This is a genomic window from Odoribacter splanchnicus DSM 20712 (assembly GCF_000190535.1).
GTDB classification, from domain to species: Bacteria; Bacteroidota; Bacteroidia; order Bacteroidales; family Marinifilaceae; genus Odoribacter; species Odoribacter splanchnicus.
Map to the genome: position 1 here is coordinate 1 of NC_015160.1, position 12,692 is coordinate 12,692.

Genomic DNA, 12,692 nt, shown 5'->3' on the forward strand with positions numbered 1-12,692 from the left:
TAAGAAACACCTGACTAACAATAGACTATGGAAAAGGAAGGTAAGAATATTTGGTTGAAATGTTTGTCTTTGATTCAAAAGCAAGTATTGCCTGAAAAGTTTAAGACGCTTTTTGAGCCGATACGTGCTGTTCGTTTTAAAGATGATGTACTGACAATTCAGGTTGCCAGTGCTTATGTATATGAAGTTTTGGAAGGGGAGTACATCGATATTCTGAAGAGTGCTTTGAAAGCGGTAATCGGCCCCAATGCAAAATTGGCTTATTCGGTTGTGGTGGAGAGAAGTAAACCTTCTGAGCCACTGACAACGACTTTAGCTTCTAATCCGGTAAGGAAGCCTGCAAGCAGCACGGTTTATCTGGATCAGACCGGTCACAGTACGCTGAAGAACCCGTTTGAACGGGCTTCCAATCAGATTCAGATAGATTCCCAGTTGAATCCTTCCTATACCATGGAAAGTTATATCGAAGGCAACTGTAACCGTTTGGCAAGGTCTGCCGGTATGGCTATCGCTCAGAAACCCGGAGGAACGGCTTTCAATCCTTTGTTGATCTATGGTGGTTCAGGGCTCGGAAAAACACATTTGGCACAAGCGATCGGTCTGGAAGTGAAACAGAATTTTCCGAATAAGGTCGTCTTGTACGTGTCGACCAATATCTTTCAGACTCAGTTTACAGAGGCGGTGCGTCGGAATGAAGTGAACGATTTCCTTCATTTCTATCAGTTGATCGATGTATTGATTTTGGATGATATACAAGAACTGGCCGGAAAGACCGGTACTCAAAATACTTTTTTCCATATTTTCAACCATTTGCATCAGTCCGGGAAACAGTTGATCCTGACTTGTGATAAGGCTCCGGCCGAATTGGAAGGAATGGAAGATCGTTTGCTGTCCCGTTTCCGTTGGGGATTATCGGCCGAGATCAAGGCGCCGGATTTCGATACACGTAAAGAAATCGTGTTGAACAAAGCCCGGAAAGACGGTATCGATTTTTCAGAAGAAGTGATCGAATATATCTGTAAATATGTCGATCATAATGTCCGGGAATTAGAAGGAGCGATGATTTCTTTGCTGGCTCAGTCGACTTTTAATAAGAGGGACCTGACGGTGGACGTCGTTAGAGATATCCTTGGAAAAATGGTGAAGAAACCTACGGAAGAATTGACGGTCGATAAAATCCAGGAAGTGGTTTGTGAACATTTTAATATTCCGTCGGAGCTTTTACAGACGAAAACCCGAAAACGTGAGGTGGTACAAGCCCGTCAACTGGCTATGTATTTCTGTAAAAACTATACGAAGTATTCTTTGTCGTATATCGGTAGCCAAATCGGTAAAAAAGATCATGCTACGGTCTTATACGCCTGCAAAGCGGTCACCGACCTGATCGAAACTGACCGGAATTTTAAGATCCAGGTGGAGGAGATTCAACGGAAATTGTATTGCCGGAATTAAAGCGGCATTGTTACTGAAGCCGCATTGTTCCAACCGGAATAGAAGAAGATTCGGTAAACTGAATGTTTAACTGCTGAGGTGCCCGATTGGAACGGAAAGTTTTTTAATTACTCTTCTTTGGAGGCAGTAATTGAGTCCTTTTTTGTAATTGGAATGGAAGATCTGTACCGAACCGTCGAAGTAGTAGCCGAAGGCTTATATAAAGAAAAAGGAAGTAAGTTTCTGGCCTTTGTTTACCCTGTGGCTACCGAAGAACAAATTCGGGAAATTATTACCGGGATAAAAGAAAAGTATTACGATGCCCGGCATCATTGTTATGCCTGGCGCTTAGGAGCTGCTAAGACCCATTTCCGGATGAATGATGACGGAGAGCCTTCCTCTACAGCCGGCAAGCCGATATTCGGACAGATTCAATCTTTCGACCTGACCAATGTACTGATTGTTGTCGTGCGCTATTTCGGGGGAACCAAGCTGGGGGTATCGGGGTTGATCAATGCCTATCGTGAAGCTGCTGCCGATGCCATCCGGAATGCCGTCATCGTCGAAAAAACCGTAGATGAAATTTTGCGGATTCGGTTCAGTTACCTAGTCCTGAACGATGTCATGAAGGTGATCAAGGAGGAAAATCCCGAAGTTCTGGAACGCAACTTTGAATTATCCTGCGAAATGTTGTTGGCGATCCGCCGAAAAGAACTCCCGAAACTAATAGAACGTTTGGAGAAAATCGATTCTTTAAGTATTATCGAAGAGTAATATTTTTTTAGAAAAAAAAGCCATAAAAAATTTGCAAACTCCGATTTCCTCCCTATCTTTGCACCCGCGTTCTGAAAGAAACGACGATTCAGTAGCTCAGCCGGTAGAGCACAACACTTTTAATGTTGGGGTCCTGGGTTCGAATCCCAGCTGGATCACCAAAAGAAAAGCCAAAAGGCAGCAAAAAACGGACAACTCCTTCAATATTAAGGTATTGTAGGAGTTTTTCTTTTGATGGTATTCCTGTCAAAAGACTAAAAATAGCCACATAATACCCCTAATTTGTGGCTAATTTATGGCTATGTTTTAAGATTTAAAAAATGGCCACGTAATTACATGGAATGGCTGTTATCTGACCGATCTTGTCATGTACATAGACTATCTCATTTACAATACAATATTTAAGTTTGTTGTTAAAAATGAGATTATGAAAAGTACCTTTTCTTTATCGTTTTTTCTTAAACGAACTGTCCGCAATAAAAACGGAGAAATGCCGATTATCGGTCGTATTACTGTAAATGGGAATGCGGTGGAGTTTCGCCCTCATTTATCAATCAAATCTGAATTATGGAGTGTGGCGAAAGGGAAAGCAATAGGACGAAGTGCAGAAATTGTACAGTTAAATACAATGCTTAATTCAATACGTAAAGTTATATCAGCACATTATCAGACTTTATCTGCAGAAGATGGCTATGTGACAGCCGAAAAAATAAGGGAAGCTTACTTAGGACAGGATGAAAGGACTTTGAAAAGAGTAGCCGAAGAAAAAAGGGGGAAAACGACATTGATAGACTTTTTTGGAAAATTCAATGCTGAATATAAATTAAAAGTCGATGCAAAATTAGTAACTAAAAGAACTTATTCCCGTTATGTGCTTACTAAAGAGCGGTTAATTGATTTTATGAAGCAAAAATATAAAGTGGAGGATATTCCTTTATGTAAGATTAACATATTTTTTATAGAGGGCTTCTATCTGTATCTTCGTAAGGAGCATGAGTGTACTAACAATACATCAATGAAATTTATTCAGCGATTAAGTAAAGTCGTGGCTTCTGCAAGGGATTCTGGGATTATTCAAAATGATCCTTTCTATAAGTTTAAATTTCATTTTGATGAAGTGGATCGAGGGTATCTGACACAGGAAGAACTGGATATTATTGCAAATAAAGTATTTGTTTCTAAAAGACTGAGTCAAGTCAGAGATATATTTGTATTCAGTTGTTACACCGGATTATCTTTTGTCGATATAGATAATTTGAGAGAAGAACATATTCAGCGTTCCTTTGACGGGAATATATGGATTAAAACAAAACGACAGAAAACTCTTGTTAATTCTAATGTTCCCTTATTAGACGTACCCAAAGCAATACTGGAAAAATACAAAAATAGGCAACCAAACGGGAAATTACTTCCTGTTATCAGTAATCAGAAAATGAATGAGTATCTTGATGAAATAGCAACGCTTTGTAATATTGATAAACATATAACTTTTCACGCGGCAAGGCATATTGAATTGCCTTTGTCGCTGAATTTGAATAGATTGCAAAGATTCGTTTCTTGATAGGTAACGATTTGGAAACGAGTGAAGTTCTGTATTTTACCTCGTCTTGCATTAAATCAAAAGAACGCCTTTTTGCAATGCAAAGATAGTGATTAGAATTGATTTACAATAAACTTCATCCTGCAAAATCGTGCAAAATCACAGATTCCTGTGCATTTTTATTGTTCAAATACTGCCAACTTCACTAAAAATGAGTAACTTTGCAAACTAACAAGTATTGGTTTTGCCATGGTTATAAGAACGATAAAATTGACATCGCTATTTGTCAATACTGAAAATTACAGATTTGAGCCTCTTTCTTCACAAAAGGAAGCGATAGATAAGATGGTAGAGGATCAAGGGGATAAATTATATTCCCTTGTAGATGATATTGTAACCAATGGTCTTAGCCCTGTCGATTTAATTATAGTAACACCTAATGAAGATAACAGCAAATATATAGTACTCGAAGGTAATAGACGAATAACATCGTTAAAATTATTAAACAATCCAACACTGGTTGATGACAAGTATGTTTCTTTAAGGAAGAAATTTCAGAAATTGCAAAAAGAAAATCCCAATGCTATTTCTGAATTGAAGAATATTACTTGCGCTGTTTTTGAAACTCCAACTGAAGCTGATATATGGATAAAACGTAAACACTCAGGAGAACTTAATGGTATCGGAACTGTCACTTGGAATGCTCAACAAAAGCAAAGATTCGAGGAGAAGACAGAAGGAAAATCATCAATTCCATTGCAAATTATCACTTTACTAAAATCACAAGAAGAGGTTTCTGATACGATTAAGGATTCATTATCTAAATTAAACATTACCAACTTGCAACGTTTGATGTCGGATCCATATGTTAGAGAACACCTTGGCTTGGAAATTAACAATGGAATTTTGGTTTCAAAGGTTAAAGTGTCCGAAGTTGTTAAGGGTCTTTTAAAAGTTGTTACAGATATTCTGAATCCGGAATTCAAAGTTTCTGATATTTATAACAGAGAAAAAAGAAAGCAATATATTGATAATTTTGACAAGAGTCAGAAGCCAGATTTGTCTAATGAAGCATCTGAACAATGGAGTGTTCAAGATATTGAAAACAATAAAGAACAAGCATCAAGAAATAGCGAGAAACAAGAAATAAAAGGGGATAAAAACAGGAAAACAAGAAACAGAGGAGCTTTAGTGCCCAAGTCTTTGAATTTACATATCAGCAACCCGAAAATTAATAAAATCTTCGAGGAGCTAAAACATGTTCAGGTCAAGACATGCCCCAATGCATCTTCAGTCCTTTTAAGAGTATTTTTAGAACTATCTGTTGATGCCTATTTGGAGAAATTTGATTTAGTAAGAAACAATGCTATTACGGCTTGTTCTTCTGGTGAAAGTTTGCAAGGGAAAGTTGGTAAAGTCTTAAATCATATGACCCAATTAGGAACAATGAGTAATGACTTATCAAAGGGCATAAGGTCTGAAATAAATGATAAAAATTCAGTTCTTTCAATCGAATCATTGAATGCATATGTTCATAACGAGTTTTTCTATCCTAAAGCAGATAATTTGATTACTGGATGGGACAACATAGAAAGTTTTTTTATCCAATTGTGGGAATCGATAAAGAATAAAGAATAATATTATGGAATTTCTATCACCTTTAAGATACCCTGGCGGTAAGGCTAAAGTTGCTGATTTCGTACAATGCTTAATCAAAGAAAACGCATTGCTCGATGGCACTTATGTTGAACCATATGTTGGAGGTGGTTCTGTTGCTTTATCTTTGCTCTTTAATGAATATGTCAGCGACATACATATAAATGATAAGGACATATCTATTTATGCCTTTTGGTATAGTGCCTTAAATAACGCGGATGCTCTCTGCAAGATGATAAAGGATACCCCTTTAAACATTGAAACTTGGTTTAAACAAAAAGAAATTCAATCCAATAAAGAGAATTCAGACCTGTTAGAATTAGGCTTTTCTACATTCTTCTTGAATAGGACTAATCGTTCAGGAATATTGAAAGCAGGAGTCATTGGCGGTTATGACCAAACTGGAAATTATAAGATTGATGCAAGATTTAACAAAGAAGATTTGATAAAAAGGATTCAACGTATAGCAGATTATGCAGATAGAATCCATTTAACAAATGAAGATGCTGTTTCTTTAGTACGACGGTTAAAAAATGAATTACCGTATAATACGTTATTTTATTTAGACCCACCATACTATGTAAAAGGCAAAGGACTTTATTTGAACTATTACAATGACACAGATCATCAAAATATTGCCAAATCAATAAGCGATTTTAAAGAACAGAAATGGATTATATCATATGACAATGTTGATTTTATAGTAGACTTATACTCTAAGTTCAGACAAAAAACTTTTGAGTTAAATTACAGTGCAAGTAATTCAGGAAAGGGGAAAGAAGTTATGATATTTTCCAATAATCTAGTTATACCAAACCACAAACTATTTTAGCATATAAAATCAGGTCTACATGAAGATTAAAAGTATTTCGTTTGGTGACATTCCATTTAGAATGTTCAGAAATCTTACAATTAATATTTCTGAGCGTCTGACAGTTATAGCAGGTCATAATGGCATTGGAAAATCCACCCTACTTGGTCTTATTGCTAATGGGTCTGAGTTAAAATCCAGTGAAGGGAAAACGCTACTTAAGCGTTCTTTTCAAGCACAATTGCATGAATTGTTTTATCTTGATATTGCACGAGATTATGTAAAAAAATCCGCAGATAAGCCATATTTTACTTTAACATATTCCGAACAAGGTAAAGAGGATCTGACGAAGATATGTAATGTTTCCAAACATTCAGATAAGAAACAAGGAATAGAACGTTTAAAAGTGGTACCTCGAGGTGAACAAGAAGGATGGAATGTTGGTCCTTCAGCAAAAGTTCCTATACCCACAATGTTCTTGAGTATGAGTAGAATGTTACCTAACGGAGAATACCAAAGCAGTCTTAACTCGGAATTGTCTAAGGCATTATCGGATGAGGACAAGCTATATATTCGGGAAAAATTCAAGGCCATTATTGACAATAAAGTTGTTGATAGCGATCATATTACCAAACAAGAATTAAAGGGGACAACAAAGAGGTCTTTATTACCCGAATTTGAACATTCTACTCGAACGATTTCTTTGGGTCAAGATTCTTTGGGTGTTATCATTACTGCATTAGCTTCTTTTGCAAAATTAAAACGTGAAAACCCCAACTATAATGGAGGGATTCTTTTAATTGACGAAATTGATGCAGGGTTTCATCCACGAGCACAAATCAAACTAATACAGCTTATAAAAAAGGAAGCCAAAAGTTTGAACTTGCAAATTATAATGACATCTCATTCATTGACTATTATTCAAGAAGTTCTTAAAATTAATGATGAGACAGCTCGGTCTGGCAGGAATATTGATTCTGTGGTATATATTGAAGATGTTTTAAGACCTAAGTTAATGGAATATCCGACTTATGAAAATATCAAAGGAGATATGCTTGGTATTCTTCCTGCATTCGATGACGTAACGCCACAAATTAAGATATATTTTGAAGACAAAGAAGCAGAATGGTTTTTCAAAAAAATGTTAGAAATAGAGAATTTTGATTCGAAATTAAGCTATGGGTACGATTTAATATTCGTTTCTGCGAAACTCGGATGTGATAATTTAAAAACATTATATACTATTGATGATTACTTCAGACAAGTAGTTATTGTTTTTGATAATGATGTACTTTTGAATGATAGGATAATACCAATCATGAAGGAATCTAAAACGATATTGGCTCTACCTGCCATTATTGACAATGAGGTCAATAATGCAGAATTAAGAACTCCTGAATTTCAAGTTTTCAACTACTTGTCAAAACTTTTAGAAAATCTTGAACATCCATATTGGAACAATCTTCCACATAGATATAATATTGAATTGATTAAAGATTCAATAATTGAAACATTTCCTATGGTAGCAGGACAAGAGCCACTACGTGTAACTAGAAAAGAATGGTTTAAGACTAATATGATTCATTTTGAACAAACAAATTTGATGTCATATTTTTACAACGACAACATCAAAGTAATCACTCCATTCATTAATGATTTCAAAACTGCTATTGAAACTCTTATAAACAAATAAAATGTTCAGCGTTTACTTGTAGTGGGTAAACGCTGAATTGCTTTCATTACATTAGAACCTCAATAAAATATTTTTTTGAATATGAATTGGCAACTCAAAAATCAAATTTCAAACTTAGGATAAGACTTATTGAAATAAGAATTCACATTGGTTTTATCATTGATTCGATGAAAGCGATTTCCTCATCTGTCAGAGAGTATTTGATATAGAGTTGCTGATCTATCTCAGTAATAGCCTTGTTCCAGTCAATATCACTTGAAGATGTGAAGTTTTGCAAAGGGACAAGACGGTAGACACTCTGTGTAGCGTGCTGTGAGATTTTTAGAGGCGCAACAAGTAAATGAAAGAATTTTGTGTTAATATACTTCTGTAAGCGGTTGAGCAAATACATCTTGTCATAATATCCTTTCCCGTTTATCTTTGTGTGCAAAAAGGATTTATGGCAAAATATATGACAAGGGAGGAGTTTTTCCATATTCTTCTTCGACAACGCCAAAGCAACTTAACGGTAAAGGATTTTTGTGCGAATGAAGGATATAACCGTTCCCAGTTTTACGACTGGCGCTCACGTTTCAATATATCGGACGAGGAGCTTAAATCCGGAAGTGTCCCCACAGCTGGCATGGATGGTTTTGTTCCGATAAGCATAGACAACAACAATGTGTCTGCACCAACGTTCCAGTCCAAACCTGCCTTGTGCCCGCAAAAGACAGAGAAAACTTCCGGTAAATGTACTGACAACTCGGAAATATCCCTGGAGCTTCCCAACGGGATTAAAATGAAATTTAAGGGCACGGGTGGTTGTAAAGCCGCTTTGAGCCTGCTCACTAAACTGTGTGGAACATGTTTTGCCTGAACGACTCCATGCGTTACTTTTTATGCCCCGGCAGTACCGATATGCGTAAGGGCATGTTCAGCTTGAGCGGTCTGATCCGGGAAAAAATGAACGGGGATGTCCGGAATGGAGATGTGTACATCTTTATCAACAGGCTGAAAAACCGTATAAAGCTTCTGCACGCAGAAACGGGAGGTCTGGTGATGTACGAGAAACTGCTTGAGGAAGGAACTTTTAAAATCCCCGCTTATGATCCTGAAACCCACTCGTACCCCATGACCTGGAGTGATCTTGTCATCATGGTGGAAGGCATCAACGAGGACAAACGAAAGGGAAGGCAAAGACGGCTCTCCGATCTGAAAAGACACTGGCAAATATCTGTAAACAAATAGCTTGCCGGCTTGCTTTTCCGGTTGTTTTTCACTACCTTTATACAATCAAACAGGATATTGAATGACAACGAAAGAAGATATACCGAAGCGGGTGACGGCCCCCATGCTGGAACAGCTTGCCTTGCTGATGGAGACGAACCGGAAGCAAAGTGAGATCATCGAGTCCCAGGCCAAGACCATAGAGGAGCTCCGTGCCACGATAGTTGAACTGAACGCTTCCCTTGCATGGTTGAAAAGGAAAGTGTTCGGGAAGATGAGTGAGAAATGCAATCCTATAAACAGCGGGGACCCCATGCTCCCTTTTGATTACGGCGACTTGGGACAGATAGAGGCGGAAATCGAAGCGGCCAGAAACAAGGCGGCACAGATTATCACCCCCAAACCTCAAGTCGCCGGTAAAACTCCACGCCGCAATCGGATTATCATGGACGACCTTCCGGTCGTGACGGTTATCATCGAGCCGGAAAACCTCGACCTTGACAAATACGTCAAGATAGGCGAGGAACACACCAGAACCCTTGAGATGAAACCCGGATACCTCTATGTAAAAGACACGGTACGCCCCACGTATGCAATCAAAGACGAAACGGAGGCCATTGAAAACGGGAAGCGGATGGTAGTCACCGCTCCATTGCCGTTGATGCCTATATATAAAGGTATGCCCGGGGCTTCCATGCTCGCGGAGATACTTTTACAGAAATACGAGTATCACGTTCCATTTTACCGGCAGGTCAAGCAACCGGAACATCTGGGAGTGAAACTGTCGAGAAACACGTTGGATGGCTGGTTCAAGCCGGTCTGTGAACTTTTAAGACCTCTTTACCTTGAACTCAAAAAGAAAGTCCTCTCCTCTGACTACATACAGGTGGATGAAACCACTCTCCCGGTCATAGACCATGACAGGCACAAGGCAGCAAAGGAGTATATCTGGATAGTACGAGCGGCGGTGCCGCGCCTGCTCTTCTTCCATTATGACAACGGATCGCGTTCTCAAAAGGTAGCGATCGATCTCTTGAAAACGTTCAAAGGATACCTCCAGTGTGACGGTTACTCCGCTTATGACGCTTTTGAGAACCGGAAAGACGTGCGCCTGTGCGGATGTCTCGCACATATCAGACGCCACATAGAGTCATGCAGGGAAGAGAACCGGGAATATGCCATGCAAGGACTTAAATTTATACAAGATCTGTATAACGTGGAGTATATGGCTGATGAGCGGCAACTCTCCTATGAGGAACGTGCAGCGCTACGGCAACGTCTGGCCGGTCCGCTACTTGACGCCTTCGAGCTCTGGCTTCAGAACACATACCCCAAAGTGCTTAAGCGCAGTCTGATGGGGAAGGCTATAGCCTACGCTTATCCTCTCATACCAAGAATGAGGCATTATCTGTACGATGGAAGAATTTTTATAGATAACAACAGGGCGGAGAACGCACTTAGACCTATGGTTTTGACCAGAAAGAATATGCTGTTCTGTGGAAATCGGCAAGCGGCTGAAAACACGGCTGTCATCTGCTCGTTACTCGGTTCCTGTAAGGAATGTGGAGTCAATCCACGTGAGTGGCTGAATGATGTAATCAGCAAACTTCCCTATTATCTTACTCCCAAGTCAGAGAAAAAACTCACCGAGCTCCTTCCTGACAGATGGGGTGGATACCGACAAAGCCACGACACTCTCCCGACAGTCCCGGGAATGTCTATGGACAATCCCAGGACTGTCCATAGACAAACTGTACACGCAACCTGAAACTCTGACGAACCGATAAGTCTTACCACTGCACATATACATAACTCAAGCAGAGTGATCTCTCTTGGGAAAAATCAAATCTACAAGATGTATTTGCCCAACCGCTTACAATGTTACCTGTCGTGACTGAATTTGTCAGGAAGTACAGTCTTGATGATTTTATTGTCGTAGCCGACTCCGGGCTTATGAACGGCAATAATATAGCGGACCTTGAGAGTAATGGCTACAAATATATTATCGGCGCAAAGATAAAGAATGAAAGCAAGAAAATACAGGAGTGGATTCTTGCACAGCCGAAGGTCAATTGTCAAATGATAGAGTACGACAAAGGTAACGGACAGCGACTCTTGGTAGGATATACCGACGACCGTGCCCGCAAGGACGCCTATAACAGAGAAAAGGGAATACGCCGTTTGGAAAAGGCTTATAACCGAGGAACACTTACGAAAGACAACATTAACAAGCGTGGTTACAACAAATTCTTAAAAATGGAAGGAGACGTAAAGGTTTCCATAAATTATGATAAGCTTGAAGCGGACGAGAAATGGGACGGTCTTAAAGGGTATCTTACAAACACGGATATTCCTGTTAGCGAGGTATACGCCGCATACCATAATCTCTGGCATGTTGAGAGGGCTTTCCGGATATCAAAATCAAAAATAGAGATAAGGCCGATGTTTCATTTTACCCGTAGGAGAATAGAAGCTCACGTGTGCATCTGCTTTGTGGCACTTAAAGTCTACAAAGAGCTAGAGAGACTACTGAAGCTATCCAATATAAACATGAGTGTAGATAAAGTGCTGGCGCTTGCACAGACTATAGTCACGATACAGGTGACTTTACCTCAAAGTAAGCAAACTATAACAAGAACAATGCTTATGAAACGTCATCAACGGATCGCACCATTGTTTAATGATGGGTTTTGGGGTACGCATTGACGAAGTCAGGAGTTTAATACGGATTTTCCTTTTCTCGGTTCTTCGGGTACAAATTCACCATCCGTATAATTGATGGTCAGATTATAGTCATTGTCCTCCTTGTCGATGTAATCCACGCTGATTTGACTCAATACGTTTTCCAATTTGCGTTCTTTCCAGTCTTCTTTCCATTCTATGCGGTAAATTTTACATTCGTTTATATCCACATGGGCTTTTATAAGTTCCTTTATTTTAGCAACACCTTCATCGGAAGCCATTGCACAATCATTTGCAGACGAACAGGAAGAGATAGAGATGGCTGCAACTAATGCCACAAACAGGTTCTTCAATAATTTTACATTCATAATTCTTTAAGTTGTTTTTTATATAAATGGGGAATTGATTAGTTGAATAAAGAACGAAACTCTTCGAAGTCTTCCTGCGATGCAAAATACTTGGTTTCGAATACGATGTATTTATCAGGAAGACTTACCTTAAATTGGTTTTCTTCGTTATCGTCTTTTATATAGCTGATGTCGGAAATAAGGAAAGAGTTGTATTCGATTTTGCTTTTATTTACCTCAGGATATGTCACCCGTCCTTTATCCACGGTAATGGTTCCTCCCTGTGCTGCCAGCACCCGGGCCTTACGAATGTCAAAGTATGTCATGATAAGCAGTAGTACACCGCCAATAATCAAAATCGTGGAAAAGACTGCTGGAGAGAGGATGACCGCCCGCCTGATACGTAACCCAAAAGGGTAAATCAAAGGTACGACGATTATACCTATCCCAAATGCCAGGCTTGACCATTGGTTTGTCCAGGCACTTGGGGGGGTGTAACTGAAAGTTTGATGTACACTCTTGAATTTTTCGGTTGTTTTTGTTGTTTCCATA

10 protein-coding genes, 1 tRNA gene and 2 pseudogenes are annotated in these 12,692 nt (G+C 39.0%); 11 read left to right on the forward strand and 2 right to left on the reverse strand.

The annotated features are described in order from the left end of the window. The first annotated feature begins 27 nt into the window (after nt 1–27). The 11 genes and pseudogenes from dnaA to ODOSP_RS00060 all read left to right on the forward strand — a co-directional run. Complete coding sequence (gene dnaA / locus ODOSP_RS00005; RefSeq protein ID WP_013610367.1) at nt 28–1,452, forward strand: chromosomal replication initiator protein DnaA; 1,425 nt, start codon at nt 28–30, stop codon at nt 1,450–1,452. Nucleotides 1,453–1,605: 153 nt separating this feature from the next. Beyond that, nucleotides 1,606–2,205, forward strand: coding sequence for an IMPACT family protein (locus ODOSP_RS00010; protein WP_013610368.1), 600 nt, complete (start codon nt 1,606–1,608; stop codon nt 2,203–2,205). A gap of 85 nt (nt 2,206–2,290) precedes the next feature. Beyond that, nucleotides 2,291–2,366 (forward strand) — tRNA-Lys (locus tag ODOSP_RS00015). A 266-nt stretch (nt 2,367–2,632) separates the two neighbouring features. Next, on the forward strand, nt 2,633–3,766 hold the full coding sequence (locus ODOSP_RS00020; protein WP_013610369.1) for a site-specific integrase: 1,134 nt from the start codon (nt 2,633–2,635) through the stop codon (nt 3,764–3,766). 228 nt (nt 3,767–3,994) lie between these two features. Then, nucleotides 3,995–5,383, forward strand: a complete 1,389-nt coding sequence (locus tag ODOSP_RS00025; protein ID WP_013610370.1) for a hypothetical protein — start codon at nt 3,995–3,997, stop codon at nt 5,381–5,383. A gap of 4 nt (nt 5,384–5,387) precedes the next feature. Next, on the forward strand, nt 5,388–6,233 hold the full coding sequence (locus ODOSP_RS00030; RefSeq protein ID WP_013610371.1) for a DNA adenine methylase: 846 nt from the start codon (nt 5,388–5,390) through the stop codon (nt 6,231–6,233). Nucleotides 6,234–6,252: 19 nt separating this feature from the next. Continuing rightward, the gene (locus ODOSP_RS00035) at nt 6,253–7,905 is read left to right on the forward strand and encodes an AAA family ATPase (protein ID WP_013610372.1); all 1,653 of its coding nucleotides are present in this window, start codon (nt 6,253–6,255) and stop codon (nt 7,903–7,905) included. Between the two features lie 439 nt (nt 7,906–8,344). Beyond that, nucleotides 8,345–8,761 carry an IS66 family insertion sequence element accessory protein TnpA gene (gene tnpA, locus ODOSP_RS00045; RefSeq protein WP_013610373.1) on the forward strand — a complete coding sequence of 139 codons (417 nt, stop codon included), beginning with the start codon at nt 8,345–8,347 and terminating at the stop codon, nt 8,759–8,761. Continuing rightward, a complete protein-coding gene (tnpB, locus tag ODOSP_RS00050) occupies nt 8,749–9,132 on the forward strand; it encodes an IS66 family insertion sequence element accessory protein TnpB (RefSeq protein WP_013610374.1) in 384 nt (127 codons plus the stop codon). Before tnpA ends, tnpB begins: the two co-directional genes overlap by 13 nt. Nucleotides 9,133–9,235: 103 nt before the next feature. Then, nucleotides 9,236–10,780 (forward strand): annotated as a pseudogene (tnpC, locus tag ODOSP_RS00055) (IS66 family transposase); the annotation flags it as partial. Nucleotides 10,781–10,986: 206 nt separating this feature from the next. After that, a pseudogene (locus tag ODOSP_RS00060) lies at nt 10,987–11,817 on the forward strand (IS1634 family transposase); the annotation flags it as partial. 5 nt (nt 11,818–11,822) lie between these two features. On the opposite strand, the gene ODOSP_RS00065 reads toward ODOSP_RS00060, so the two are convergent. Beyond that, on the reverse strand, nt 11,823–12,161 hold the full coding sequence (locus ODOSP_RS00065) for a hypothetical protein (protein ID WP_013610376.1): 339 nt from the start codon (nt 12,159–12,161) through the stop codon (nt 11,823–11,825). Between the two features lie 38 nt (nt 12,162–12,199). Further along, nucleotides 12,200–12,691: an anion permease gene (locus ODOSP_RS00070; protein WP_013610377.1), complete on the reverse strand. Its 492-nt coding sequence runs from the start codon at nt 12,689–12,691 to the stop codon at nt 12,200–12,202. Nucleotide 12,692: the final 1 nt, after the last annotated feature.

Excerpts from the sequence above, each read along its gene's own strand:
- dnaA (WP_013610367.1), top strand. The coding sequence starts at position 28 with ATGGAAAAGGAAGGTAAGAATATTTGGTTGAAATGTTTGTCTTTGATT.
- ODOSP_RS00010 (WP_013610368.1), top strand. The coding sequence starts at position 1,606 with ATGGAAGATCTGTACCGAACCGTCGAAGTAGTAGCCGAAGGCTTATAT.
- ODOSP_RS00020 (WP_013610369.1), top strand. The coding sequence starts at position 2,633 with ATGAAAAGTACCTTTTCTTTATCGTTTTTTCTTAAACGAACTGTCCGC.
- ODOSP_RS00025 (WP_013610370.1), top strand. The coding sequence starts at position 3,995 with ATGGTTATAAGAACGATAAAATTGACATCGCTATTTGTCAATACTGAA.
- ODOSP_RS00030 (WP_013610371.1), top strand. The coding sequence starts at position 5,388 with ATGGAATTTCTATCACCTTTAAGATACCCTGGCGGTAAGGCTAAAGTT.
- ODOSP_RS00035 (WP_013610372.1), top strand. The coding sequence starts at position 6,253 with ATGAAGATTAAAAGTATTTCGTTTGGTGACATTCCATTTAGAATGTTC.
- tnpA (WP_013610373.1), top strand. The coding sequence starts at position 8,345 with ATGGCAAAATATATGACAAGGGAGGAGTTTTTCCATATTCTTCTTCGA.
- tnpB (WP_013610374.1), top strand. The coding sequence starts at position 8,749 with ATGTTTTGCCTGAACGACTCCATGCGTTACTTTTTATGCCCCGGCAGT.
- ODOSP_RS00065 (WP_013610376.1), bottom strand. The coding sequence starts at position 12,161 with ATGAATGTAAAATTATTGAAGAACCTGTTTGTGGCATTAGTTGCAGCC.
- ODOSP_RS00070 (WP_013610377.1), bottom strand. The coding sequence starts at position 12,691 with ATGGAAACAACAAAAACAACCGAAAAATTCAAGAGTGTACATCAAACT.